Below are 23,785 nucleotides of genomic sequence, written 5' to 3' on the forward strand. Positions count from 1 at the left end.
GGGCACCCACAGCTGAGGATGCGCGCAGACCAGCCTGTTGCACCGTCCGCAGCGTTTGGGCGTCACCACGCCGGCGTCGTGCGCTCGGCCATCCGGCCGAGACCAGGGCCCGGACCAGGTGACGTGCAGTCCCGCGCGCCTGGGCTGGACGATCCGCAGTCTCGAGGTACTCGACAAGGCAGACCTCGAGGGCAGACGTGCGGGTCTGGGGGTCGCAACGACACACTCGACGGCTGGCTCTCATCACTTGTGGCTGCGCCTTGGGATTGCGTGCGGCGGTGAAGTCATACCCTAGGGGGGTATATGCTGGCAGACCCGGGTGGAAAAGACCGCCGCTGGGATGCCCACGACTCGACCGATGGAGAGCCTCATCTTTCTCGGAATCCTGAGCATGCTCGCGCTGGCCTGCGCAACGGTGGGCGCGCTGTATGCGGTGCACCGGCTGACGTCCGTCGCGCCCGGCGTCGTGCTCTCGTTGCCGTTCCACTCCGGGTGGCAGCCCGAGGAGCACGCTTTGTCGCGCTACCACGCGCGGTGGTATGTCGCGACGCTGCTCTTCCTGGCCTTCGACGTCGAGATGCTGTTCATGTATCCCTGGGCGGTGGTCGTCGCCGACCTGGGCGTCTCGGCCGTGGTCGAGATGTTCCTCTTCCTCGGTGCGCTGGTCGTCGCGGTGGTCTGGGTGTGGCGCGAGGGAGGTCTGCGATGGGCCTGAGCGAGCGACTGAGCCGGTATGCGGTGCGCCGGGCCCACGTGCTGATCGTGGAGGCGCCCGGGTCCTGGGTGGTGCGTGCGCACCTGGAGCGAGCGGCGCTCGAGCGCGGCTGGCGTCCGGCCCTCTCCCCCGCCGACGCCGACGTCCTCGCTGTGTGCGGCGCACCCGGGCCGGAGCTCTCCGTGGTGATCGAGCGCCTGTGGGAGCAGCTGCCCGGGCCGCGCGTGCGCGTCAACCCTCTCGACGTGGCGGGGGTGCCCGCCGCACTGAACCTTGCCGTCGAGCGGCTGCGGGACACCGATCGCCACCGGGAGGACGCCCGCTCCAGGTCGGCCGAACCGGACCTCGAGTCCTCTTCCGACGGCCGCGAGGACATGGACCACGAGGACCTGGACCACGAGGACCTGGACCACGAGGACATGGACCACGGGGACATGGAGATGGCCCCGGACGGGATCGCCCTGGCCGGCAGTGACGACGACCGCGACGGGCTCGAGATGGACGTCCTGCACCTGCGGCTGGGACCCGTGCTGCCGCACTGGCCGGCCGGGCTGGTGCTGCGCTGCACGCTGCAGGGAGACGTGATCACCGAGGCCGAGGGTCATCTCTTGGACGGGGGGTCTGCTGCATACCTCGGCGCTGGGGCGACTGACCTGGCGTGGCGCTGGGACAACATCGCCCGGCTGCTCGCGCTCGCCGGGTGGGAGGACACCGCTGCCCGGGCCCGACGAATCCGCGACGCCCAGCTCAGGACGGACTGGCCCCGCGGGAGCGACGCGTCCCTGGGGGCAGTGCGTCGGCAGCTCGCCCGCTCGCGGACGCTGCACTGGTCGCTGCGCGGGCTGCGACCGCTCACCGCCAAGGATCTGCAGGCCCACGGGTTTCCCGAACACCTGGTAGGTGACACCTACGACCGGCTGCTGTCCATGCTCGACCGGGCGGTCGACGCTGCCGAGTCGGCACCGGGCAGCGTCGCGGAGCTCCCCGTCCAGCAGACCCCCTCGATGAGCCCGGAACCGGTGGCCTCTGTCGTCGTCGGTCTGGACCTCGCCGCGGCCCGCCTCGTCGTTGCCTCCCTGGACCTGCCGCCGCTGCCCGCCGCGAAGGTGATGACCCGTGCCTGACACCACGGTCCTGGCGGTCTCCCCCGCCTGGGCGCTCCTGGGTGCCGCGCTGCTGGGCCTGCTGGTGCTCTTCGCCACCGTGCTCGACAGCGTGCTGACCGCCCGGAGCGAGCGAGCCGGCGGCCTCGGCGGCTCCGCATACCTCGGCGGCGCGCTGGCCGGGCCCCTGCACGAGAGCGCCCGGCTGCTGCGGCAGCGCCGCCGGACCACGCTGTCGGCCGACTCGCTGCTGTGGCGCATCGGTGGCGGCGGTCTGCTCGTCGTCGCCCTGCTGATGGTGACGGTCGTGCCGCTGGGCCGCTGGACCATCGCTCCCCTGGACGTCGGCATCGTCTGGTTCAACGCGATGGACGTCATGGTCTGGGCCCTGGTCTGGCTGGTCGGGTGGGGGCCCAACTCGGCCCACTCCCTGATCGGTGGCTACCGGTTCCTCGCCCATGGCCTGGGCTATGAGCTGCCGCTGATGTTTGCCCTGGTCGCCCCCGCGATCGCAGCGGCGAGCCTGGACGTCGGCACGGTCGCCGCCGCCCAACAGGACCTCTGGTTCGTGGTGTGGATGCCGGTGGCCTTCGTCGTCTACTGCCTCGGGGTGCTCGCCTTCTCGGTCTGGGGACCGTTTGCCGCGGCACTGGGTGCCGACATCGGCGGCGGCGTGGGGGCCGAGCTGTCCGGGGTCGACCGCCTGCTGTTCCAGGCCGGGCGCTACGCGTTGCTCGCCGCCGGTGCGGCCTTTGCCGTCCCGATGTTCCTGGGTGGCGGCTCCGGGCCGCTGCTGCCCGACTGGCTGTGGACGGTGGCCAAGACCGCCGTGCTGCTGGGTGCGCTGGTCTGGCTGCGCCGCCGGATGCCGATCCTGCGCCCGGACAAGTTCATGGAGCTCGGCTGGGTGGTCTTGCTACCCGCGGTCCTTGTCCAGGACCTGATCGTCTCCGTCGTCGCCGTCTGGAGGGCCTGAGCATGACCGCCGCAAGCACCGCCGTTGAGATGAGCACGGTCGTGGACATCGCGCATTGGGTCCTGGCCGTCGTCGCGGTGCTCACCGGTGCCGCCGTGTTCTACGTCGACTCGATGGCCCGGGCCACCTACGCCCTGGCCGCCTCCTTCATCGCCGTGGGCCTGGATGTGCTGCTGCTCCAGCAGAACTACATCGGGGTCACGATCATCCTGATGATGATCATGGAGATGGCGATCATGGCCGTCTACATGGTCATGTTCATGGGCATGAACCCGGCGCTGATGCCGATGAGCATGGTGCACGACAACCGGCAAGCCCTGGCCGCTGCCATCGGCACGTTCGGCGTCCTCGCGGCCGGCATCATCCTCATCGACTGGCCGACCCGCCGGGGCACCCCCTCCTCGGAGGTCACCGCGGTCCTCGGTGAGGCGCTGATGGGGCCGCAGATGCTGGTGATGATCGTGATCAGCCCGGTGATGGTCTCGACGATCGTCGCGGGCGTCGTGCTCGCCGCGCATCGCACCCGCTACGACCGGATGGGCGATGACCTGAGGCGCCGACCGGCGAGCGACCCGCAGCCGGGAGGGGTGGGCCGATGACCCTCGAGACGGTGCTCCTCGTGGCCGCCGCGCTGTTCAGCGTCGGTCTCTACGGCGCGATCTCCCAGCAGGTCGTGGTGATGGTGATGATGGGGCTGGAGCTGATGATCAACGGCGTCATCCTGGCCGCCGCCGGGTTCTGGTGGTTCACCGCGCCCGAGCCGTCCGGGCAGGTGCTGCTGCTGGTGGTCATCGCCGCGATGACCGTCGAGATGGCGATGGGCTTCGCGGTGGCGACCCTGTTGCACCGGCAGGCCCAGGCCGACATGACCGACATGGCCAGCGAGCTGTCGCGGTGAGCGCGCTCGCCCCGGCCCTGCTGTGGTCGCTGGTGCTGCTGCCCGCCGTGGTGGGCGGCCTGCTCACGCTGAGCCCCCGCGCCGAGCGGATCGCGGCTCCTGTGGCGGTCGGGACGGCGACCCTGACCGCCGCGCTCGCGGTCGTGGTGGCGCTGCGGCGCCCGAGTGTGTCCGTGCCGTTCGTCGTCGACACCGACTTCGCCCTGACCGTCGACGCGCTCGCCGCCCTGCTCGTGCCGACCATCGCCGTCGTCACCACACTGGCGCTGCTGGCCGCTGCCGGGGAGATCGAGACGGCCCGGCCGCGGTTCTACGGGCTGATGCTGCTGTTCGCGGCCTTCGCCCTGGTCACCGCCACCGCCACCACCCTGCCGACCCTGCTGTTCGCCTGGGAGCTGATGGGTGCCACGTCCTACGCGCTGATCGGCTTCTGGTGGCGCGAGGAGCACCGCGTGGGCGCCGGGCTCACCGCCTTCGTCACCACCCGCACCGCCGACGTCGGCCTGTATGTCGCCGCCGCTGCCGCGCTGGCCGGCGGGGCCGGACTGGGCCTGGCCGAGCTGGCTGACGCCTCACCCGGGTGGCGCCACGTCATCGCCGCCGGGGTGGTCCTGGCCGCATTGGGCAAGGCGGCCCAGCTGCCGTTCTCGTTCTGGATCTCCTCGGCGATGGCCGGGCCGAGCCCGGTGAGCGCGCTGTTGCACTCCGCGGCGATGGTGGCGATGGGCGGCTACCTGCTGCTTCGCCTCGAACCGCTGCTGGCCGTCACCGGCTGGGCCGGACCCACGGTGGCGTGGTTCGGGGCGGGCACCGCGCTGCTCCTGGGAGCCGTGGCGCTGGCGCAGCGCGACCTCAAGCAGCTCCTGGCCGCATCGACCTCCGCCCAGCTCGGGTTCGTCGTGCTGGCCGCGGGGGTGGGCAGCGTCGCCGGCGGCGCCACCCACCTGGTGGCGCACGCCTTCACCAAGGCCCTGCTCTTCCTGGTCGCCGGCGTCTGGCTGACCGCCCTGGGCACCAAGGCGCTCACCGGCCTGCACGGCGCAGCCCGGCGGTGGCCGCTGGTCGGGGCCACCGCCGGCGTGGGCGCGCTGTCGCTGGCCGGCGTCGCTCCGCTGTCGATGTGGGCCACCAAGGACGAGGTGCTCGCCGCGGCCCTGGAGGACTCGATCGCTCTGTATGTCGTCGGGCTGGCCGCCTCGGCGCTGTCCGCCGGGTATGCCGGCAAGATCCTGGTCGTCGTGTGGCGCCGGGTTCCCGCCGAGGACACCGGCCGGGTGCGCGCCGAGCACGACACCGAGCAGCAGGGGACCCGGACGGTGCCGGCGATCGCGCGACCACCGCTGGTCGTGCTGGCCCTCGGGGCCGCGGTGCTCGGCGTGCTGGCCCTCGGCCCCTGGGGCGAGGCCATCGCGCGTGCTCTGGACGGCCCGGAGCACGCGAGCGCAGCCCTCGTGGAGCTGCTGGTCTCCGCCGCCCTGGCTCTTGCGGTGGTCCTCGCAGTCTGGCGGTGGAAGGCACCCGAGCCGGGGTGGGCCCGCGGCTGGTTGGGGCTGGAGACCGCGTCCCACGTCCTGGTGGTGACACCGACCCTGCGGCTTGCCGAAGCGCTGGCACGCTTCGATGACCGGGTGCTCGACCGCGGGGTCGACGCGCTCTCCACCGCGACCCTGCGCACCGCATACCAGGCGGGGCGGGTCGACGACCGCCGCGTCGACGGCGCGGTGCAGTGGGTGACCGCCCAGATCCGGCGCCTCGGCGCCCTGGCCCGTCGGCCGCAGACCGGCCAGCTGCACCAGTACTACCTGCAATCGGTCGTGGTGGTCACGGCCGGCTTCCTGCTTCTACTCGCTGTAAGGGGATGAGCGTGCTCAGCCTGATCGTCTTCCTGCCGCTCGCCGCCGCGCTGGCGCTGGTCGCCCTGCCCGGGCTTCCCGCGGCTGCGGCCCGCCGGACCTGGGTGGCGGTGGCCGCCCTCGACCTGGCCCTGATCGTGGTGGTGTGGGCGCGCTACGAGAGTCCGGAGCCGGGTGCTCTGGCGTTCGAGGAGCAGGTCCCCTGGATTCCCGGGGTCGACAGCAGCTATCACATCGGCGTCGACGGTCTGTCGTTGCCGCTGGTCGCGATGACCGGGGTCATCTTCCTCAGCTGCGCGGTCTACGCGCTGCGCGAGGAGCACCGGCCCCGCATCCAGGCCGCGCTGTTCCTGTTCCTGCAGAGTGTCAGCCTTGGCCTGTTCGTGGCCGCCGACCTGATCCTGTTCTTCGACCTGTCGATCGTGGCGATGTACTTCGTCATCATCGGCTGGGGGCACGGCGACGCCGCCCGCTCGGCGATGAAGTTCTTCCTCTACACCTTTCTGGGATCCCTGGCCCTGCTGGCCGGCTTCATCGGGCTCTACGTCGCAGCGCAACCGCACACCTTCGACATGGTCCGGCTGGCCGAAGAGATGCCCCTCGCTGGCCGGCCGGTCGCCGGGGGCCTCGTGCTCGGCGCGATCCTGCTCGGGCTGGCGGTCAAGACCCCGACCGTGCCGTTCCACACCTGGCTGCCCCCGGCGCACACCGACGCCCCGGCGGTCGGCTCCGCGGTGCTGGCCGGGGTGCTGCTCAAGATGGGCACCTACGGCTTCCTGCGGGTCGCCATGCCGATGCTGCCGGAATCCTGGCGGGCCTGGGCGTGGGTCATCATCGCGGTCGGGGTGGTGTCCGTCCTGTACGGCGCACTGGTCGCCCTGGCCCAGCAGGACCTGAAGCGGATGATCGCCTACACCTCGGTCAACCACATGGGCTACATCGTGCTGGCCGTGGGCGTCGCCGGGCTGGTCGCCGACGACACCACCGCGGCCCGGGAGGTCGCGGTGACCGGGGCGGTCACCCAGATGGTCAGCCACGGGTTGATCACCGCGGCCCTGTTCCTGCTGGCCGGGGTGATGCACGACCGCGCGGCCACCTACGACATGGGTGCCTACGGTGGGCTGGCTGACCCGGCGCCGCGGATGGCGACCCTGTTCGCCGTCGGGGCCTTCGCCTCCCTCGGGCTGCCGGGGCTGTCCGGCTTCATCGCCGAGTTCCAGATCTTCACCGGCAGCATCGCCGCCGCCCCGGTCACCGCGGTCGCGCTGCTGGGCATCCTGCTGGTCGCCGCGCTGTTCCTGCGGGCGCTGCAGAGGGTCTTCACCGGGGCAACCCGCGGCGCCTCAGTCGGCTTCGCGGACCTGCGACCCACCGAGCTGTGGGCGGTCGCGCCGCTGCTGGCCCTGTCCCTGCTCATCGGGGTGCTGCCCCGGCCGCTGCTCGCTGTCATCGAGCCGGCGTCGCAGACCCTGATCACGCTGGTCGGGCGGTAGCCGGTGGCCTTCGACTCACCGATGCAGATGGCCACGGCCATCGCGACCGCCACCGAGAGCGCGATGCGTCCGCTGCTGCTGCTGCCGGAGATCCTGCTCTTCGTCGGGGGGCTCACGGCTCTGCTCGGCGGCTCGTTCCTGGCCCGGGACCGGCAGTGGGTCACCCGCGTCGTCGCTGCGCTCGCGCTGCTCGGTGCGGGCGTGGCCGCAGCGCTGTCGATGGGCGGGCCGGCGCAGCCGGCCTTCGAGGGCTCGTTCACCGTCGACACCACGACCGGGATCGTCCGGCTCCTGGTGGCGCTCGGGACCCTGCTCGTGCTGGGTCTGGCCACCGATGAGATCGCCGCGTCACCCCGGGAGAGCGAGACCTACGCCCTGCTGCTGTTCTCCGCGACCGGCACCCTGGTGCTGGCCGGGGCGGACGACATACTCGTGCTGGTGGTCGGCTTCCTGCTGGCCAGCATCCCGCTCTACGGCCTGATCGGGCTGGCCGGCGGCGCCGTGAGCGCCGAGGCTGCGATGAAGACCTACCTGCTCGGGGCGCTGTTCGGGATCGTGCTGATGGGCGGGGTCACCGTGCTCTACGGCGTCACCGGCACCACCGGGTATGCCGAGCTCGCCGACCGGCTGCCCGACGCACCGGCGGGTGCGGTGGCGGCCGGCGTGCTGGCCGTGCTCGTGGGGCTGATGTTCAAGGCCGGCGGGGTGCCTGCCCACTTCTGGATCCCCGATGCCGCCCAGGGCACGACCGTCACGGCGGCGGCCTTCCTGACCACCGTGCCCAAGATCGGGGCGGTCATCGCGGCCTACCGGCTGGTGCTGACCCTGCCGGACACCTTGGCCTGGCCGTTGCTCGTGGCGGTCCTGGCCACCGTCGGCATGACGCTGGGCAACCTGGCGGCCTACTGGCAGAGCGACCCGCGGCGGCTGCTGGGCTGGTCGACGGTCAGCCAGGTCGGCTTCCTGCTCGTGCCGGTCGTGGTCGCGGGCGCCTCGGACCTGGCGCTGCCCTCGCTGCTGGTCTACCTGACCGGCTACACGGTGACCAACATCGCCGCCTTCGCCGTCACCGCCGCGTTGCCGCAGCGGCGCACTCTGGAGTCCTACCGCGGGCTGGGCCGGGACCATCCGTGGCTGAGCCTCGCCCTGGTGGTGGCGCTGCTCGGACTGCTCGGCACCCCGCCGACCGCGGTCTTCGCCGGCAAGCTGACCACGGCCACCGCGGCCTGGGACGGCGGGTGGGCGTGGTTGGCCATCGTGGTCCTGGTCAACACGCTGCTCAGCCTTTTCTACTACCTGCGTTGGATCGTCCAGCCTTTCCGCTCCGGCGAGACGGCCTGCAAAGAGCCCACAGCGCCGCTGCCCTGGTCGACATCGACGGCCCTGGTGGCCGCGGTGCTCAGCGTCGCCCTCGGGATCGGCGCCGGCCTCGTCTGGGCCGTGGTGGCCGGCTGACGGGGCTGCTTGTTGACTCATGCCCCCTTCCGCACGTCAGCACCGGTCGAAGGCGTAGCCGGCGTCGTCCGAGGTGCTGACCTCGACGTCACGGCGCACGATCGAGAGCTGGTTCTCGAAACCCGAGCAGCCGGCCGAGCAGGAGGCGCTGCTGGCCCGGGTGCGGGTGGCCGTCGCCGAGGAGCTGCCCCCGGGCGCCGACGACGACCCGCTGGACCTGCCGTGGGTGACCACCAGCCTGCGATACCGACGGGAGAGCTGAGGAGGGTCGAGGAGCCGTTCGTGCCGGCAGGCAAGGCTCACCCGGCGTTGGCGGTGGCCGACGTCGATGTGGTGGCGCGGGCGATGGTCGCCGCGGGGCACCCGCTGAGCTGGAACGACGACATACCCGGGCTGCGCCGCTTCCACACCCGGGACGGACATGGCAACCGGGTCGAGATCCAGCAGGCTCAGGACAGTGACTGAGCGTGCTGGCCCGGTGACCGGTCAGTCGTCGGAGACCGACATCTCCCCGAGCTCGGACCACTCGGTGCCCTCGACCTCGGCGTTGATGATTTTGGGCGTGTCCGCAAGGTAGGCGGGCAGCTCGGAGGTCGCCTGCTTGAAGTGCTCGGACTGGACGTGGGCGGCGCCCGCCTCCTGGTCGCGGAACGCCTCGACCAGGACGTAGACAGTGGGGTCCACGATGCTGCGCGACCACTCGAACCACAGGCACCCTTCCTCGGCCAGGCAGGCCTGGGTGAACTCGCGGGAGATGTCCGGCCAGTCCTTGGCGTGCTCATGCTTCACAGAGAACTTGGCGGTGATGAAGATCAAGACGTGCTCCTGCTCGTCGGGGGTATGCGGTGCGCGCTCAGTCTGGCAGGGGATCCCACGTGCACACTCCGGACCGTCACGTCAGGTGGGCAGTGGCGACTCGTCCAGGCGGAGCAGCATCGTGTCGGCAGCCTCGAACGACTGCACCGTGTGGAATCCCTCGGCAACGTACAGCCGCTGCGCCGGGTTGGCTCGCTCGACGCTGAGACACACCGCCGGTATGCCGCGCGTCCCGGCTCGGGCCAGCAGCCTGCGAAGGAGCGCCTGCCCCACCCCCCTGTTGCGACGCTCGGGGACGACGCCGATGCTGAGCTCGGGGATGCCCTCGTCCACGAAGCCGTAGCCGGGATCACCGGCGCTGAAGTACCTGAGCCAGGCCGCGCCGATCGGTCGCGAGTCCTGAACTGCCACGACGCCGAGGTCGCTCGGGCGCTTCCAGCCGCTCACGTAGTGCGCGAGCCCGGGATTGTCGAGGATCTGTGCGTGGCTGAGCCCGGCCCGCTCCGGCAGCCAGTTGACCGCCTCGAGGAGCATCCGGGTCACGAGCGGCTCGTCGTCCTGCACGGCGTCGCGGATCTGCACCTCTCCGCTCGGGTCCTGGCACAGGTCCAGCCGATAGGCCAGCAACGGCACGTCGGGCCGCGGCGCCCAGTCCCGCTCCGGCAGCCGGGTGAACCCCATCCGCTCGTAGAGCCGGTGCGCCGCCTCCATCCACTGGGCGCTGCTGATGGCGACCGCGGCATACCTCTCCTGCCTCGCCCGCTGGACGCAGGCCTCGATCAGCAGCCGGCCGATCCCCCGGCCCTGTGCGCTCGGGTCGACGCCCAGGCTGCGGAACTCGCCCTCGTCCGGCGCGGCCACCTCGCGGTGTGACGACGGCGCCGGGCACCAGGTCACCGTGCCGAGCAGGGCGTCTGCCTCCGCGGCCACGAGGACCACCGAGTCCCGGGCGCGCCCCGCTGCGTCGCGCAGGTGGGCCAGATAGGGGTCACCCGGCTGCAGCGCACCGTCGGCCAGGTATGCCGCCGCGACCAGCTCGCCGGCCCGATCCCACTCCTGCGGCCGGGCCGGGCGCACGACAACATCCATGGCGGCGAGCGTAGATCCCTCGCGTCGACTCGGGCGGCGCCGGGCCACTGGCGCCCTCCGGCGCACACTGGTGCCTTGCGCGCACAGGGCACCAGTGTGCGGGATAGGGCACCAGTCGACCCGAATGGGCTCGACCGGCAAACCCGCTCGACACAGCGCTAAGGTTGGTGGACATGCTCCGCATCACGGACCTGTTCCCGCCCCTGGGCCTGCGGATCACCGTGGGGCCGCTGCAGCTGCGTGGCCTGAGCGATGAGCACCTCCCGGAGTTGTGCGAGCTGGCCGAGGCCGGCATCCACGCCCCGGAGCGGATGCCGTTCGCCTACCCGTGGACCGACGCCCCGGCCGGTGAGCTCCCCCGCATCGCGGCGGCATACCACTGGCGGTGCCGGGCCGCCTGGTCACCGGGGCAGTGGAGCCTGCAGCTCGGCGTCTGGCACGACGGGCAGCTCGTCGGGTGTCAGGGCCTGGAGACCAGCGACTACCTGGTGACGCGGTCCGCCGAGACCGGCTCGTGGCTCGGTCTGGCCCACCAGGGGCGGGGCATCGGCACCGCCATGCGCCGGGCGATCTGCGCGTTCGCCTTCGACCACCTCGATGCGCAGGAGATAACCTCGGGCGCGTTCACCGACAACCCGGCCTCGCTGGCCATCAGTCGCAAGGTCGGCTATACGAACAACGGCATCAGGCGGATGAAGCGCCGGGAGGACGACCTCGCACACAACCAGCAGCTCACGCTCACCCCCGATCGGCTGGTGCGGGGCGAGCACCCCTTGCAGGTCGAGGGGCTGGCGGCGGTCCGTGCCTCCATCGGTCTCGCCGATGAGGTGGACGCAGACTGACTCCGCCCGAGCCCTGAGCGCTAGTCTCGTTGCTGCTACCGCGGTAGCATGATGGTGTGAAGGTAAGCGTGAGCCTGCCCGAAGAGGACGTGTCTACCCTGGACGAGTTCGCTCGCTCCTCGGGGCTTGCGTCGCGCTCCGCCGTCGTTCGGCACGCGATCCACCTGCTTCGACTGCCCGACCTCGAAGACGACTATGCAGCCGCCTGGGAGGAGTGGGAGAGCAGCGGCGACCAGGCTGCCTGGGAGAGCGCTGCCTCCGATGGGTTGGCCGATGCGGCGCGGTGAGCTGCGGCTGACCGACTTCGAGCCTGCTCGCGGAAGCGAGGCCAACAAGCGCCGACCCGCCGTTGTCGTCAGCAATGACCGCGCCAACTCCAGCGCCGAGCGCCTCGGAAGGGGGACCGTCACCGTCGTTCCCGTGACGAGCAACGTCACTCGCGTCTTTGCATTCCAGATCTTGCTCCCGGCCGGGCGGACCGGGCTGCGGATGGACTCGAAGGCGCAGGCCGAGCAGGTCCGCTCCATCGCCGTCGAGCGTGTCGGGCCTTTGCTCGGCAGACTCCCACGCCCACTCCTCGCGCAGCTCGACGACGCCCTGCGCCTCCACCTGGATCTATAGTCCGCAGCAGCCTGCAGTTGTGTCCCCAGAGCTGAGCAGCCTGACACCAGACGAGCCAGGGAGCTACCCACCGGGCCGGAGCGAGTCAGCGCTGCCGGTGCCCGGCGATAGGGTCAGAGCTTCCCACCGCGCCGCAACCTGTGGAGACCAGCAGATGAGCGATGACCTGAGCACGACGGCCCAGGATCGGCTGCCGCAGATGCTCGCCGACCTGGAGCGACTGATCACCCTGGAGACCCCGTCCAGCGACCACGCCGCGGTAGCCCGAGGCGCCGCGGACCTCGCCGACCTGCTCCAGGAGCGGCTCGGCCGTCGCCCCGAGGTGCTGGAGCGCGACGGGGTCACTCATCTGCGAGTGCGCTGGGACGACGGGGCAGCCGACCCCGCGGGGCGAGTGCTGCTGCTCACCCATCAGGACACGGTGTGGCCGCACGGCACCCTGGAGCGGCTGCCGTTCTCCACGGCGGACGGCATCCTGCGCGGGCCCGGGTCGTTCGACATGCTGACCGGTCTGGTCATGGCGATCCACGCCGTGGCGCTGCTGCAGGCACAGGGTGCCCGCCTGGACGGCCTCAGCCTGCTCGTCTCCGGCGACGAGGAGGTCGGCTCGACCACCTCCCGCGACCTCATCGTCGAGGAGGCGCAGGGGGCGCCGGCCGTGCTGGTCCTGGAGGCCAGCGCCGACGGCGGGGCGGTCAAGCTCGCCCGCAAGGGCTCCTCGACCTATCGCATCACGGCACACGGCAAGTCCTCTCACGCCGGTCTGGAGCCCGAGGCCGGGATCAACGCCGGTCTCGAGCTGGCCCACCAGCTGCAGGTCGTCGCCGGCATCGGCGACATCGAGGCCGGCACCAGCGTCACCCCGACCACGTTCGCCGGGGGCAGCAGCAGCAACACGGTGCCCGCGTCGGCATACCTCGACGTCGACTCCCGCGCCCGCACCGAGGCCGAGCAGCAGCGGGTCGACCAGGCCATCCGCGCGCTCACGCCCAAGCTGCCCGGCGCCCGGCTCGAGATCTCCGGCGGCATCGACCGTCCGCCGCTGCAACGATCGTCCTCGGCCAGCCTGTATGCCGTGCTCGGCGAGGTGTGCGACGCCCTGGGGGTGGCGACCCCGGACGGGGTCGACGGGGGCGGTGCCTCCGACGGCAACATCACCGCCGGAGTGGGTGCTCCCACTCTGGACGGTCTGGGAGCGGTGGGTGCCGGGGCGCACGCCGACCACGAGCATGCCGTCATCGACCAGATCGCGCCGCGCACGGCCGTCCTGGCCGCGCTGGTCCGGCGGCTGCTGCAGGCCCCCGTGGGCCTGTGAACGTCCATGAGCCCATCGACGCGCAGCTGATGAGCCAGGCGCGGCACGATGCGGCCGGTGCGGCCGAGCGGGCCGGCGTGCAAATCGTGCCGGCCCGGGACGCCGACGACTGCCGGCGCGTCGCCGATCTGCTCAACCAGGTCTGGCAGGTGCCGCCGGGCCACGACGTGCTCGACGTGAGCATGTTGGTGGGCTTCATCCACAGCGGCTGCTACGTGGCGCTGGCCTGTGACGCCGCATCCCAGGTCGTCATCGCGGCCGGCGTCGGCTTCTTCGGTCCGCCCGGGAGTCCGTTGCACTCCCACATCGCCGGCGTCGTCCCCGGCGGTGTGGGCCGCGGGGTCGGCCGAGCCCTGAAGCTGCACCAACGCGCCTGGTCCCTGGAGCGCGGAGTCGACCAGATCACCTGGACCTACGACCCTTTGGTGGCCCGCAACGCCTGGTTCAACCTCGTCACGCTGGGGGCCCGGGCGGACGCCTACTACCCGGACCACTACGGCGTGATGACCGACGGGCTCAATGCCGGTCAGGCCTCGGACCGGATGCTGATCCGGTGGGACCTGCGCCGTGACCCCTCGCCCGCAGATCCGATCGCGGGGGCACGGCATACCGTGCTGGCCGACGTCGAGGGCCGCCCCGGGCCGGTCGACGTCGAGGTCCCCGGGGGCTGCGTGGCAGCCGAGATCGCCGTGCCCGGTGACATCGAGGCCCTGCGGCTCAGCGACCGCGAGCTGGCCATCGCCTGGCGACAGGCGACCCGCTCCGCCTTCGTGCCGCTGCTGGGGGCCGGGTGGCAGGTCACCGGCATCGAGTGGCCGGCCCGATACCTGCTGACCCGAGCCCACCGATCCGAGCCCACTGACCAGGAGCACCGATGAGACTGCGCGAGCTGCGCCTGCACCACCTGGACCTGCCGCTGGTGGCCCCGTTCACCACCTCGTTCGGCACCGAGGTCAGCAAGGCGACGTATGTCGTGGAGGCCACCGTCGACACCCCCGCCGGGCCGGTGACCGGGTGGGGTGAGTGCGTGGCGATGAGGGCGCCGCTCTACTCCCCCGAGCACCTGAGCGGGGCGGCCGAGGTCACCCAGCGCTGGATCGCCCCCGCCCTGTTCGCGGTGCAGGACCTGCGGGCCGAGAGCGTGGCGGAGCACCTGGAGCACCTGATCGGTCATCCGATGGCCAAGGCCGCCGTCGAGATGGCCGTGCTCGACGCCCAGCTGCGCGCCATCGACCTGTCCTTCTCGGCATATCTGGGGGTCCTGCGCCGGACCGTGCCGTCGGGGGTCTCGGTCGGCATCCAGGACACGGTGTCGCAGCTGCTGGAGGTCGTGCACGGATATGTCGACGCCGGCTACGCCCGGATCAAGCTGAAGATCAAGCCGGGCGCCGACCTGGAGCCGGTGGCCGCGGTGCGGGCCGAGTTCGGGCCCGACCTGCCGTTCCAGGTGGACGCCAACGCCGCCTACACCCTGGTGGACGCCCCGCACCTGCGGCACCTCGACGAGCACGACCTGCTGCTGATCGAGCAACCACTGGGCGAGGCCGACATCCGTCAGCACGGCGAGCTGGCCCGCTTGATGCGCACCCCCATGTGCCTGGATGAGTCGATCGTCTCGCCCGAGGCGGCCGCCGATGCCATCACCCTGGGCGCCGCGGCGGTCATCAACATCAAGCCCGGTCGGGTCGGCGGCTATCTGCAGGCCCGGGCGATCCACGACCTGTCCCGGGCGCACGGCATCGCCGTCTGGTGCGGCGGGATGCTGGAGACCGGCATCGGGCGCGCCGCCAACGCGGCGCTGGCCGGGCTGGCCGGCTTCACTCTGCCCGGGGACATCTCCGGCTCGGACCGGTTCTACGCCCAGGACATCGTGACCGAGCCGATCGTGATGCACGACGGCGTCGTCGACGTGCCGACCGGACCGGGCTTCGGGGTCGAGGTCGATCGGGAGATCATGGCGAGGTTCACCACCGGGGTGCAGACGCTGACCCCGTGACCGGCCGGCGGGTGGCCCGCGTGGTCATGCCCCCGGTGGCCCTGCCGACCGTTGTGCGCGCCACCGCGCCCTGCGCAGACCACAGGCGCGCGCACAACGGTCCGCGGGGTCAGGCGTTCTTGACCGCGGAGATCTCGATCTCCAGGGTGATCTTGTCCGAGACGAGCACACCGCCGGTCTCCAGTGCGGCGTTGAAGGTCATGCCGTAGTCCGAGCGCAGCAGGGTGGTGCTGCCCTCGAAGCCGACCCGCTGCATACCGAAGGGGTCGGTGGCGCCGCCGGCGTAGTCGAAGTCGATGGTCACCGACTTGGTGACGCCCTTGATGGTCAGGTCACCCGCGATGCGCAAGGTCTCGGCGTCGAGCGCGGCGACCTCAGTGGAGCTGAAGGTGATGGTCGGGTAGGTCGCCACGTCGAAGAAGTCGCCGGTGCGCAGGTGGCCGTCACGGTCGGGGTTGCGGGTGTCGATGCTGGCGGTCTGGATGGTGACCGACACGGAGACGTCGGCGAGCTGCTCGCCGGTGGTCACCGAGCCCTCGAAGTCGTTGAACGACCCGCGGACCTTGGTCACCATGGCGTGCCGGGCCACGAAGCCCAGCTGGCTGTGGGCGGGATCGATGGTGTAGCTGCCACTGAGGTCGCTCAGTGCGGTGCCGGCGGGGGCGGCGGTCTGGGTGGTGTCGGTCATGGCGTGCTCCTGGGTTCCTGGGGCTTGCTCACACCCCATTTTGGTTGACGTGTCATCAAGTTAGTCTCAACTAGATGATGTGTCAACTATCTGGGTACACTCTCCTTCATGGTGGCGAACGACAATCCATGGCTGGACGCGGACCAGCAGCAGGTGTGGCGGCAATGGATGAGCGCGCACCGACAGCTCAGCGCCGCTCTGAGTCGTCAGCTCGCCCGGGACACCGGTATGTCGATGGCCGATTTCGAGGTGCTCGTGCACCTCAGCGAGGCGACCGACGGGCGCGTCCGCATCGTCCAGCTCGCCGAGGACGTGCAGTGGGAGCGCAGCCGCCTGTCCCATCACCTGACCCGGATGGAACGCCGCGGGCTCATCAGGCGCGAGGAGTGCCCGCACGACGGTCGCGGGCAGTATGCGGTGATCACCCCCCCAGGACGGCGGCAGATCGAGCAGGCCGCACCCGGTCACGCCGAGGCGGTGTGCACCCTGCTCTTCGACGACCTCGGCGCTGCCGACCTCGCGGCGCTGGACCGCATCACCTCAGGACTGCTCGAGCGGGTCGACCCGTCCTGAGGCGCGCCGTGCGATCCGCGCAGCAGGTCGAAGATTTGGCGAACGCTTCCACAGGGTCAGTCGACCAGGTAGCGGCGGGACTCCGCATACAGGCGGCGCCACGCCGTGGCCTCGACGTCGGGCTGGGCCGGGACATGCGGCCCGTGTCCGGACTGCGGATCCAACGGTTGCACCGCGAGCCGGTCGTCGTGGCCATGGCCGAGGATCATCCCCTGGCCACTCGCCCGACGCTGCGGCTGGTCGACCTGGCCGGTTGGGCCGTGGTCAAGCTGCCGCGGGAGCGCGCCCGGCTCATCGACGACCTGCTCCGCAGCATTCCGGCGGACACCGGCGCAGCGCCCGCGGGGTCCCCTGCGGCAGTGGCACAGGAGGCCAACCAGTACATGACCCTGCTCGCGCTGGTGGCCGCGGGCATGGGGGTGGCGCTGGTGCCGGACTCCGTGCGACCGCTGCGGCTCTCCGGTATGCGGTACCTCGCCCTGGACGAGCCGTCCGCCTCGACGTCGCTGATGGTCGCGACCCGGGCTGAGCCCGGCCACCCGGCCGCCGATCAGCTGCGCACGGTCCTGGTGGAGGAGTTCGGCGACGCCGTCCAAGCCCGCAGCTGAGCTGCCGCCGCAGCGCCGTGCTGTGCCCGCGCCGTCCGTGCGTTAGCGGCCTGTTTCGGTGCGGCGCAGGATCTCCGCGGCCAGGGCGAAGGCCGAGGTGGCGGCCGGCGACGGTGCGTTGCGCACGTGGCTGACCGGTCCGTCCCGGGCGATCACGAAGTCGTCCACCAGGCTTCCGTCGCGGCCCACCGCCTGGGCGCGCACCCCCGCCGCGGTGGTGCCGTCCAGGTCCTCGACGGTGAGCGAGGGCACGTACTCCGCGCACGCCGCCACGAACGCCCGCCTGCTGGCCGCGAGCCGGACCTCATCGAGACCGGTCCGCCAGAAGCGCCCGGCCACCCGCCAGGTGCCGGGCCAGCTGGCCGTCTCCCAGACGTCCCGCGCGCTCACCCGACGGAGCCGGTAGCCCGCGCGGCTGGCCACCGCCAGCGCCGTGGGACCAAGCATCACCTGGCCGGCGACGTGCGGGGTGACGTGCACCCCGAGGAAGGGCAGCTCGGGGTCCGGCACGGGATAGACCATGCCGCGCACCACCGGCGGGTCGGTGGCCTGCAGCCGCAGGTAGGCACCACGGAACGGCACGATCCGCGGATCGGCCGGGGCTCCGCAGCGCCGGGCGATCCGGTCCGACCACAGTCCCGCGCAGACGATGACCCGGTCGGCCCGCAGCTGCCCGCGGTCGTGCCGGACGATCGCTCCTGCTCCCTGCGGCGTCACGCGCTGCACCGTGCGCCCGAGCAACAGCTCGACACCACCCGCCCGCAGCTCCTCCGCGATCGCCTCGGCGACCCGGCCGTAGTCCACGATGCCGGTGCCCGGGGCGTGCAGCGCCTGCACCCCCACGGCGTTCGGCTCGATGTCAGGTATGTCGCGCCCCGCCACCCGCCGCAGCCCGGGCACACCGTTGGCCCGCCCGCGTCGCTCGAGCTCGTCCAGCCTGCCCAGCTCCCCCTCGTGGCGGGCCACGATCAGCTTGCCGCAGCGCTCGTGCGGTATGCCGTGCTCGTCGCAGTAGTCGTACATCAGCCGGGAGCCCTCGACGCACAGCCGGGCCTTGAGCGACCCCGGGGTGTAGTAGATGCCACCGTGGATCACCCCGGAGTTGTGACCGCTCTGATGGGCGGCCACGATCTGCGCCTGGTCGATGACCGCAATCCGCGCATCGGGCGCTCGGCGGCGCAGCTCTCGGGCCACGGCCAGTCCCACGATGCCCGCCCCGACCACGATCGCGCCGTAGTGCCCCTGCGACGCCTCAGCCACCCTCGCGCTCCCTTCGACGCCCTGCCGCCGGCTCAGCGGGGGACGAACGCCCGACGCTGGTGCACACGGTATCGAGTGTCACCGTCTGCACCGGTTCGGCCGTCATAGCTGGTGCATACGGTGACACTCGGCACCATCTGCCCACCCGACGCGGCAAGCGCCACGTGGGAGTCACTCACCTGGGCGCCGAAGCGCTTGGCGCGAGGTCAGTGGACCGACTCGCAGCGGTCGCGGATGCCCCGCAGCATCCGCTGCGACATGACTGCACTGCCCAGGGTCGCCACCCGGGCGACCGGACGCGCGGGCGCAGCCGCAGCTGCTCCCCCGGCACCGGGTGCTGCCAGGCGGGCACGATCCGGTCCGCGTTGACGACCTGGGCGCCGCCGAGGTTCTCGATCCAGGCGTAGCTGTAGAAGCCGCCCTTGTCGGCCCCGAGCTGGGCGATCCACGGCCACACTGCCACCGGCGGCGCGGCGATCGTGATGGCCTGGGTCAGCGCCACCGCGGGTCCCGGCACGAGGTCCTCGCCCGGCAACGCTGCGTCGGCCTCGTCACCGCGGGTGCCCCAGCGGCGCAGCCGATCGGCGAGCCGGTATGCCGCGGTAGCGGCGAGCGCCACGGCGATCGGGCCGGCGCCGGGCACCGGACGGCTCATGGCTTCTGCGGCTCTGGAGCGAGCACAGGCTCCTGCTCCAGCGTCTCCGGGGCCAGCAGCCACGGACCGACTGCCACGAGGCTGACCGCCCCGGTCAGCGCGAACGCCCAGCCGAACCCCCATACGTCAGCCACCAGGCCGACCAGGATCGGCCCCAGGATCGCCCCGGAGTCCTGCGCCATCTGGAACGACGCGAGCACCGTCCCGCCGCTGCGCTGGGACCCGACGATATCGGCGACGGTGGCCTGCTGACCGGGGTTGACCAGCCCGGCGCCCAGACCGCTGACCGCCGAGAGGATCAGCAGCACGAGCAGGTCGCCGCTCAGCCCGATCAGGCCCAGCCCCAGCGCGGTCACGACGAGACCGCCAATGACCAGGGGACGACGGCCCACGCGGTCAGCGAGCCGACCGGCAACCTGCAGGGTCACCGCGGTGCCCACGGCCGCCACGGCGAGCGCGATCCCGGCCACCCAGGTCTCGTCGTGCACGGCGACGGCGAACTGTGGCAGCACCGCGACCCGAACCCCGAAGTTGGACCAGCCGTTGGCGAAGCCGGAGGCCAGCGCGGCCCGGTAGGCGGGGTGGCCCAGGGCCTCCCGCAGCAACATCGGCGGGTTGTTCGACGTGCCGGGCTCGGGGCGCAGCGACGCGCCCGACAGCCGCAGCGCGACCGTGGCGGCAGCGATGACCAGCGCCACGGCATAAACGATGAAGGGCACCCGCAGGCCCAGCGAGGCGAGCAGGCCACCGGCCACGGGGCCGACCATACCGCCGATCAGGAAGGCGCTGGCGTAGGCCGAGGAGACCCGGCCGCGGATCGTCGGCGGCGCGAGCCGGACCAGCAACGCCATCGCCGAGACCGTGAACATGGTCGAGCCGATGCCGCCCAGGCCGCGGAAGACCAGCAATTGCCAGTACGACTGGGCAAACGCCGTAGCCAGCGACGACGCGGCGACGATCAGCAGCCCGGCGAGGTAGATCGGCCGCTCCCCCAGCCGCGAGACCAGGGCGCCACCGACGGGGGCGAAGAGCAGCCGGAAGAACGCGAAGGCCGAGACCACGACCGAGGCGGCTGCCACCCCCACGTCGAAGCTGCGGGCGTAGGCCGGGAGCACCGGAGCGACCAGGCCGAAGCCGATCGCGATCACGAAGGCGGCGGCGACCAGGACCTTGATCTCGCCGGGGATGGGGATGCGCGTGCTGGTCTCGCCCACCCTCACGTCCGCTCCTTGCTCACGCTGTCGCTCGATGTCGTCGCGGGCAGGCAACGTCGCCGGGCGTATGACGTGTTCCCGCCGCGCTCCCTCCTGGGACGGTGGCTGGATCACGCACCTGACCGATCCAGCCGCAGCTCCCCCCCGTACGCCACCGGCCCGATCACGCACCTGACCGATCCAGCCGGTCGGTCGCTGCTAGCGGTCGTGGTCGGCGCGCTCCCACCACACCGCGGTGCCCAGAGCCCCCGCGGCGCCCACGATCAGCACCAGGGCGAGACTCAGCGAACCGGCCGCGGCCTGGCCCTCCCCCGCCACCCCGCTCAGTAGCGAGGGGACGGACCAGGGGAACCACTCGCCATACCCCACCGCGGCAGTCACCTGGGCAGCGAAGAGGGTCGCGAACATCGCCCCCACGGCCGGCAGGTAGCCCCGCCCGATGCTGGCGACCAGGCCGTATGCCGTGGTCAGCGCGATCGTAAGCACGGCGACCAGGCCGATGGTGCCCAGTCCGCGGGCCGCCGTAGCGGCCGACCACCCGGGCAGCCCCAGCAGGTACCCCGCTGCCAGGCTCAGCACCGTCACGTAGGCCGCCAGCGCCAGGCACCACCCGGCGCCCACGATCAGCTTGGCCAGGACCACCGCCGAGCGCGACGTGGGCAGGGCCAGCAGGTCCTTGAGTGTGCCGTCGGAGAACTCCCGGCCGAACAGCCAGATCGAGACCATCCCGAAGACCAGCAGCCCGCCGACTGCCACGATCTGGGCGACCAGCCGCAAGAAGTAGGCCTCCAGGTCCTCCTGCACCAGCCCGATGTGCATCGGCGGGATGCCCGCTCGGACCAACGTGGTGGCCACCTCGTCGGGGTGGGCCACCGCCCAAGGGTCACGGATCGCCAGGCCGTGCGGACCCTGCCGGCAGGCCAGCCCGGCGGTATGCAGCGCCTGCGCAGCCCGGGTGTCGTCCCGAGCCGCCACCTCCAGGTGTGAGTGGAGCCTGTTGGCCCGATCCAGGCCGTCTGCGTCGAGCTCCTGGACCAGCCGGCCGTGGTGCAGCACCCCGATCCGGTCGGCCACCCGGGCGACCTCGGCAAGCCGGTGACTCGACAGCAGCACCGTCGTACCGTGCTGCTGGGTGTTGCCCAGCGACAGGGTGCGGGCCCGCTGCTCGGCATACGCACCCAGCTCCATCACCTCGATGACCTCGCCCACCGCGCCGGACTCGCTCACCTTGCGCAGCCTGCGGACCACTTCGAGGTTCTCCCGGACGGTCAGCTCGGGGTAGCAGGCCGGGCCCTCGACGAGGTAGCCGACCTGTGACCACACCGTGCGGTCGGTGGTCGGGCGGCCGAGGACCCGCAGCGACCCCAGGGTGGGACGGATCATGCCCAACACCATCCGGATCAGCGTCGTCTTGCCGGCGCCGTTGAGCCCGAGCAGCGCGTAGATCTCTCCGGGCCGCACCTGCAGGCTGACTTCGTCGACCGCCGCGAGGGCGCCGTAGCGCTTGGTCACCTCGCACACGTCGAGCACTGGACCGTCGCTCACCGCGCTCACGCTCCCCGCGCCAGATCGGCCAGTGCCGCCATTGCCGCGTCGACGTGGTCGGGCAGGTGACCGCCCACCGCCGCCCAGTGATCCACGGCGATGCTCAAGGCCGCGGCGCACGCACCGGCCGCCACCCGGATCTCGAGTCGTCCGGCGTCGGTGTCCTCGCGACGGTCGGCCAGCGCCCGGGCCAGGTGCATGGTGATGCCCTCCTGCTGCTCCAGCATCCGTGCGCGCAGGGCCGGCACCGACAGGATCAGTGCGGTGCGCGCTCGGATGTCCTCCAGGTCGGCTTCGTAGACCTCGTCGAAAGCGTCGGCGAGCCCGCGACGGACGGCGGTCAGCCGAGGCTCCGCTGCGGGTCGCGCGCGGACCGCCTCGGCGATCATCGGGTCGTAGACGTCCTGCAGGACGATGTCTTCCTTGGTGGGGAAGTAGCGGAACAGCGTGGCCGCAGAGACACCGGCTGCGGCGGCGATCTGCTCACAGCTGGTGCGTGCGTAGCCGTCCTGCTCGATCAGACGCAGCCCGTGCTGCTGGATCTGGGCACGGGTGTGCGCCTTGCGCTGCTCGCGAAGCCCTGCCATGGAGACCTCCTGTGTCGTGCCCGCTGTGTGCCGATCACGCGATGTTCGAAAGCCAACTTTCATGAGAGTGACTCTTACATGATAGTCACTCTCAGTTTGCTGTATGACGTGCCACACTGTCAAGGGACCGGTTCGTCGTCGACACGGGAGGCCGAGATGACCGAGACCACAGCACCGCCGCGCCGAATCCGCCCTCGCTTGGACCGGGAGCTGATCGTGGTCACCGCGTTGGGGTTCATCGACGAGCAGGGCACCGAGGGGCTGACCATGCGCAAGCTGGGCCAGGAGCTGGGCGTCGAGGCAATGTCGCTCTACCGTCATGTCTCCGGCCGCGAGGACCTGCTCGAGGCCGTGGTGGCGCACCTGCTGAGCGGGATCGACGCCCACCTCGACGAGCAGATCGCGGGTTCCTGGCAGGGATACCTGCAGACACTCGCCCACGAGGTCCGCGGGATCGCCGTCGAGCACCCCGCGGCCTTCCCCCTGGTGGCGACCCGTCACCCGGCGGCCCCCTGGCTGCGCCCCCCGCTGCGCAGCATCGAGCTGGTCGAGCACTTCCTGTCCACGCTGGCCCGGCACGGCTTCGACGACCAGCACATCGTGCAGACCTACCGCGGCTTCACCGGATTCCTGCTCGGGGCGCTGCTGCTGGAGTCGGTCGCACACGGGGGAAGCGTCGGACCAGCCGATGAGCCGTTGGACGAGGGAGGCGCGGACCTGCCGCACGGAGACGGCATGCAGACCCTCTCCGATGCGCCCACCACCCAGCGGCTGCAGCCCCTGCTCAGCGAGGATCACAGTGCCGAGGAGTTCGAGATCGGGCTGGAGACCTTGCTGGACCGGCTGGAGATGTCGCTGTCGCAGTAGTCCGCGGTCGGTCGGTCCTGCTGGTCTGACCCAGGCGCGCGGCTCCGTGCCTCGCGAATCCCTCTGCGTCTGGTCCGGTGCGCTTGCAGACATCGGAAACCTGTGTTTGGTTTACATCGTAAGGAGTCCCGCCGTCATGCGGTGCGCACTCCCCTTACGTCAGCGGTTGACATCGCCGAACCACCACGACAGGGAGTCAGTCAATGATCAACAGCAACGAGATCCAGAGTCTCATCGACGACGGGGTCGTCATGGACGAAAGCGGAGACAAGATCGGCAAGGTCGGGCAGGTCTACCTCGACGACGAGTCCGGCAACCCCGAGTGGGTCACCGTCAAGACCGGGCTGTTCGGCGGCTCGGAGTCCTTCGTGCCGGTCCGTGACGCGAGCTCGACCGGCAACGAGGTGCGGGTGCCCTACAGCAAGGACAAGGTCAAGGACGCCCCCCGGGTCGACGAGGACGGCCACATCAGCCCGGAGCAGGAAGAGGAGCTCTACCGCTACTACGGCACGGGCGGCGACGTGGACACCGACCGTGACAAGACCCACGACCACGACGTCGATGTCGTCGGCACGGGCGGCGACGTGGACACCGACCGTGACGCCGACCACGACGT

Annotated in this window: 28 protein-coding genes; 20 read left to right on the top strand and 8 right to left on the bottom strand. The window is 71.4% G+C overall.

Features of this window, described 5'->3' with window-relative positions:
* The first annotated feature begins 358 nt into the window (after window positions 1-358).
* The 10 genes from ACR2FV_RS07880 (at window position 359) to ACR2FV_RS07925 (ending at window position 8,958) form a co-directional block, all read left to right on the top strand.
* The gene (locus ACR2FV_RS07880) at window positions 359-715 is read left to right on the top strand and encodes an NADH-quinone oxidoreductase subunit A (protein ID WP_434015144.1); all 357 of its coding nucleotides are present in this window, start codon (window positions 359-361) and stop codon (window positions 713-715) included.
* The gene (locus ACR2FV_RS07885; RefSeq protein ID WP_434015145.1) at window positions 706-1,839 is read left to right on the top strand and encodes a hypothetical protein; all 1,134 of its coding nucleotides are present in this window, start codon (window positions 706-708) and stop codon (window positions 1,837-1,839) included. Before ACR2FV_RS07880 ends, ACR2FV_RS07885 begins: the two co-directional genes overlap by 10 nt.
* Window positions 1,832-2,794 (top strand): NADH-quinone oxidoreductase subunit H, encoded by a 963-nt coding sequence (locus ACR2FV_RS07890; RefSeq protein WP_434015146.1) that lies wholly within the window; start codon window positions 1,832-1,834, stop codon window positions 2,792-2,794. The genes ACR2FV_RS07885 and ACR2FV_RS07890 overlap by 8 nt, the downstream gene beginning before the upstream one ends.
* A gap of 2 nt (window positions 2,795-2,796) precedes the next feature.
* Entirely contained in the window at window positions 2,797-3,393 is a 597-nt protein-coding gene (locus ACR2FV_RS07895; RefSeq protein WP_434015147.1) for an NADH:ubiquinone oxidoreductase subunit J, read from the top strand.
* A complete protein-coding gene (locus ACR2FV_RS07900; protein ID WP_434015148.1) occupies window positions 3,390-3,692 on the top strand; it encodes an NADH-quinone oxidoreductase subunit NuoK in 303 nt (100 codons plus the stop codon). The genes ACR2FV_RS07895 and ACR2FV_RS07900 overlap by 4 nt, the downstream gene beginning before the upstream one ends.
* Window positions 3,689-5,554: an NADH-quinone oxidoreductase subunit 5 family protein gene (locus ACR2FV_RS07905; RefSeq protein WP_434015149.1), complete on the top strand. Its 1,866-nt coding sequence runs from the start codon at window positions 3,689-3,691 to the stop codon at window positions 5,552-5,554. The genes ACR2FV_RS07900 and ACR2FV_RS07905 overlap by 4 nt, the downstream gene beginning before the upstream one ends.
* The gene (locus tag ACR2FV_RS07910; protein WP_434015150.1) at window positions 5,551-7,038 is read left to right on the top strand and encodes a complex I subunit 4 family protein; all 1,488 of its coding nucleotides are present in this window, start codon (window positions 5,551-5,553) and stop codon (window positions 7,036-7,038) included. The genes ACR2FV_RS07905 and ACR2FV_RS07910 overlap by 4 nt, the downstream gene beginning before the upstream one ends.
* 27 nt (window positions 7,039-7,065) lie before the next feature.
* Window positions 7,066-8,493, top strand: coding sequence for an NADH-quinone oxidoreductase subunit N (locus ACR2FV_RS07915; RefSeq protein WP_434015151.1), 1,428 nt, complete (start codon window positions 7,066-7,068; stop codon window positions 8,491-8,493).
* Between the two features lie 73 nt (window positions 8,494-8,566).
* The gene (locus tag ACR2FV_RS07920) at window positions 8,567-8,755 is read left to right on the top strand and encodes a hypothetical protein (RefSeq protein WP_434015152.1); all 189 of its coding nucleotides are present in this window, start codon (window positions 8,567-8,569) and stop codon (window positions 8,753-8,755) included.
* Window positions 8,756-8,775: 20 nt separating this feature from the next.
* A complete protein-coding gene (locus ACR2FV_RS07925) occupies window positions 8,776-8,958 on the top strand; it encodes a hypothetical protein (protein ID WP_434015153.1) in 183 nt (60 codons plus the stop codon).
* Between the two features lie 21 nt (window positions 8,959-8,979).
* Here the strand turns inward: ACR2FV_RS07925 and ACR2FV_RS07930 are convergent, their stop codons facing one another.
* A complete protein-coding gene (locus ACR2FV_RS07930; RefSeq protein WP_434015154.1) occupies window positions 8,980-9,309 on the bottom strand; it encodes a putative quinol monooxygenase in 330 nt (109 codons plus the stop codon).
* An 81-nt stretch (window positions 9,310-9,390) separates the two neighbouring features.
* Window positions 9,391-10,398: a GNAT family N-acetyltransferase gene (locus ACR2FV_RS07935; RefSeq protein WP_434015155.1), complete on the bottom strand. Its 1,008-nt coding sequence runs from the start codon at window positions 10,396-10,398 to the stop codon at window positions 9,391-9,393.
* A 173-nt stretch (window positions 10,399-10,571) separates the two neighbouring features.
* On the opposite strand from ACR2FV_RS07935, the gene ACR2FV_RS07940 reads away from it, so the two are divergent.
* The 6 genes from ACR2FV_RS07940 to menC all read left to right on the top strand — a co-directional run bounded on the left by ACR2FV_RS07940 (window position 10,572) and on the right by menC (window position 15,172).
* A complete protein-coding gene (locus ACR2FV_RS07940) occupies window positions 10,572-11,240 on the top strand; it encodes a GNAT family N-acetyltransferase (protein ID WP_434015156.1) in 669 nt (222 codons plus the stop codon).
* 56 nt (window positions 11,241-11,296) lie between these two features.
* A complete protein-coding gene (locus ACR2FV_RS07945) occupies window positions 11,297-11,527 on the top strand; it encodes a ribbon-helix-helix domain-containing protein (protein WP_434015157.1) in 231 nt (76 codons plus the stop codon).
* Window positions 11,514-11,861, top strand: a complete 348-nt coding sequence (locus ACR2FV_RS07950; RefSeq protein ID WP_434015158.1) for a type II toxin-antitoxin system PemK/MazF family toxin — start codon at window positions 11,514-11,516, stop codon at window positions 11,859-11,861. Before ACR2FV_RS07945 ends, ACR2FV_RS07950 begins: the two co-directional genes overlap by 14 nt.
* A gap of 154 nt (window positions 11,862-12,015) precedes the next feature.
* Window positions 12,016-13,176 carry a M20 family metallopeptidase gene (locus ACR2FV_RS07955; RefSeq protein ID WP_434015159.1) on the top strand — a complete coding sequence of 387 codons (1,161 nt, stop codon included), beginning with the start codon at window positions 12,016-12,018 and terminating at the stop codon, window positions 13,174-13,176.
* Window positions 13,173-14,054 (top strand): hypothetical protein, encoded by an 882-nt coding sequence (locus ACR2FV_RS07960; protein ID WP_434015160.1) that lies wholly within the window; start codon window positions 13,173-13,175, stop codon window positions 14,052-14,054. The genes ACR2FV_RS07955 and ACR2FV_RS07960 overlap by 4 nt, the downstream gene beginning before the upstream one ends.
* Window positions 14,051-15,172 (top strand): o-succinylbenzoate synthase, encoded by a 1,122-nt coding sequence (gene menC, locus ACR2FV_RS07965; protein ID WP_434015161.1) that lies wholly within the window; start codon window positions 14,051-14,053, stop codon window positions 15,170-15,172. Before ACR2FV_RS07960 ends, menC begins: the two co-directional genes overlap by 4 nt.
* A gap of 109 nt (window positions 15,173-15,281) precedes the next feature.
* Here the strand turns inward: menC and ACR2FV_RS07970 are convergent, their stop codons facing one another.
* Window positions 15,282-15,860 carry a YceI family protein gene (locus ACR2FV_RS07970; protein WP_434015162.1) on the bottom strand — a complete coding sequence of 193 codons (579 nt, stop codon included), beginning with the start codon at window positions 15,858-15,860 and terminating at the stop codon, window positions 15,282-15,284.
* Window positions 15,861-15,968: 108 nt separating this feature from the next.
* Between ACR2FV_RS07970 and ACR2FV_RS07975 the strand changes: the two genes are divergently transcribed.
* Entirely contained in the window at window positions 15,969-16,433 is a 465-nt protein-coding gene (locus tag ACR2FV_RS07975; RefSeq protein ID WP_434015163.1) for a MarR family winged helix-turn-helix transcriptional regulator, read from the top strand.
* Window positions 16,434-16,567: 134 nt separating this feature from the next.
* Window positions 16,568-17,041, top strand: coding sequence for a LysR family substrate-binding domain-containing protein (locus tag ACR2FV_RS07980; RefSeq protein ID WP_434015164.1), 474 nt, complete (start codon window positions 16,568-16,570; stop codon window positions 17,039-17,041).
* 42 nt (window positions 17,042-17,083) lie between these two features.
* On the opposite strand, the gene lhgO is transcribed toward ACR2FV_RS07980, so the two are convergent.
* From lhgO to ACR2FV_RS08005, 5 genes are all read right to left on the bottom strand, one after another.
* Window positions 17,084-18,301: an L-2-hydroxyglutarate oxidase gene (gene lhgO, locus ACR2FV_RS07985; protein ID WP_434015165.1), complete on the bottom strand. Its 1,218-nt coding sequence runs from the start codon at window positions 18,299-18,301 to the stop codon at window positions 17,084-17,086.
* Window positions 18,302-18,476: 175 nt separating this feature from the next.
* Entirely contained in the window at window positions 18,477-18,956 is a 480-nt protein-coding gene (locus ACR2FV_RS07990; RefSeq protein WP_434015166.1) for a hypothetical protein, read from the bottom strand.
* Entirely contained in the window at window positions 18,953-20,176 is a 1,224-nt protein-coding gene (locus tag ACR2FV_RS07995) for an MFS transporter (protein ID WP_434015167.1), read from the bottom strand. The genes ACR2FV_RS07990 and ACR2FV_RS07995 overlap by 4 nt, the downstream gene beginning before the upstream one ends.
* A 192-nt stretch (window positions 20,177-20,368) precedes the next feature.
* The gene (locus ACR2FV_RS08000) at window positions 20,369-21,715 is read right to left on the bottom strand and encodes an ATP-binding cassette domain-containing protein (protein WP_434015168.1); all 1,347 of its coding nucleotides are present in this window, start codon (window positions 21,713-21,715) and stop codon (window positions 20,369-20,371) included.
* Window positions 21,716-21,720: 5 nt separating this feature from the next.
* Complete coding sequence (locus ACR2FV_RS08005) at window positions 21,721-22,302, bottom strand: TetR/AcrR family transcriptional regulator (protein ID WP_434015169.1); 582 nt, start codon at window positions 22,300-22,302, stop codon at window positions 21,721-21,723.
* A 156-nt stretch (window positions 22,303-22,458) separates the two neighbouring features.
* On the opposite strand from ACR2FV_RS08005, the gene ACR2FV_RS08010 reads away from it, so the two are divergent.
* Window positions 22,459-23,169, top strand: a complete 711-nt coding sequence (locus ACR2FV_RS08010; protein ID WP_434015170.1) for a TetR/AcrR family transcriptional regulator C-terminal domain-containing protein — start codon at window positions 22,459-22,461, stop codon at window positions 23,167-23,169.
* 203 nt (window positions 23,170-23,372) lie between these two features.
* Window positions 23,373-23,785: PRC-barrel domain-containing protein (locus ACR2FV_RS08015; RefSeq protein ID WP_434015171.1), on the top strand; the 413-nt coding region annotated here is incomplete at its 3' end.

Origin of the sequence: Ornithinimicrobium sp., from assembly GCF_051004135.1 — a bacterium.
Classification (GTDB): Bacteria; Actinomycetota; Actinomycetes; order Actinomycetales; family Dermatophilaceae; genus Ornithinicoccus.

Coding starts and splice junctions, on each gene's coding strand:
- ACR2FV_RS07900 (WP_434015148.1), top strand. CDS start 3,390: ATGACCCTCGAGACGGTGCTCCTCGTGGCCGCCGCGCTGTTCAGCGTC.
- menC (WP_434015161.1), top strand. CDS start 14,051: ATGAGACTGCGCGAGCTGCGCCTGCACCACCTGGACCTGCCGCTGGTG.
- ACR2FV_RS07955 (WP_434015159.1), top strand. CDS start 12,016: ATGAGCGATGACCTGAGCACGACGGCCCAGGATCGGCTGCCGCAGATG.
- ACR2FV_RS07880 (WP_434015144.1), top strand. CDS start 359: ATGGAGAGCCTCATCTTTCTCGGAATCCTGAGCATGCTCGCGCTGGCC.
- ACR2FV_RS07990 (WP_434015166.1), bottom strand. CDS start 18,956: ATGAGCCGTCCGGTGCCCGGCGCCGGCCCGATCGCCGTGGCGCTCGCC.
- ACR2FV_RS07980 (WP_434015164.1), top strand. CDS start 16,568: ATGCGGCCCGTGTCCGGACTGCGGATCCAACGGTTGCACCGCGAGCCG.
- ACR2FV_RS07940 (WP_434015156.1), top strand. CDS start 10,572: ATGCTCCGCATCACGGACCTGTTCCCGCCCCTGGGCCTGCGGATCACC.
- ACR2FV_RS07975 (WP_434015163.1), top strand. CDS start 15,969: ATGGTGGCGAACGACAATCCATGGCTGGACGCGGACCAGCAGCAGGTG.
- ACR2FV_RS07935 (WP_434015155.1), bottom strand. CDS start 10,398: ATGGATGTTGTCGTGCGCCCGGCCCGGCCGCAGGAGTGGGATCGGGCC.
- ACR2FV_RS07950 (WP_434015158.1), top strand. CDS start 11,514: ATGCGGCGCGGTGAGCTGCGGCTGACCGACTTCGAGCCTGCTCGCGGA.
- ACR2FV_RS08010 (WP_434015170.1), top strand. CDS start 22,459: ATGACCGAGACCACAGCACCGCCGCGCCGAATCCGCCCTCGCTTGGAC.
- ACR2FV_RS07970 (WP_434015162.1), bottom strand. CDS start 15,860: ATGACCGACACCACCCAGACCGCCGCCCCCGCCGGCACCGCACTGAGC.
- ACR2FV_RS07885 (WP_434015145.1), top strand. CDS start 706: ATGGGCCTGAGCGAGCGACTGAGCCGGTATGCGGTGCGCCGGGCCCAC.
- ACR2FV_RS07915 (WP_434015151.1), top strand. CDS start 7,066: ATGGCCACGGCCATCGCGACCGCCACCGAGAGCGCGATGCGTCCGCTG.
- ACR2FV_RS08005 (WP_434015169.1), bottom strand. CDS start 22,302: ATGGCAGGGCTTCGCGAGCAGCGCAAGGCGCACACCCGTGCCCAGATC.
- ACR2FV_RS07910 (WP_434015150.1), top strand. CDS start 5,551: ATGAGCGTGCTCAGCCTGATCGTCTTCCTGCCGCTCGCCGCCGCGCTG.
- ACR2FV_RS07895 (WP_434015147.1), top strand. CDS start 2,797: ATGACCGCCGCAAGCACCGCCGTTGAGATGAGCACGGTCGTGGACATC.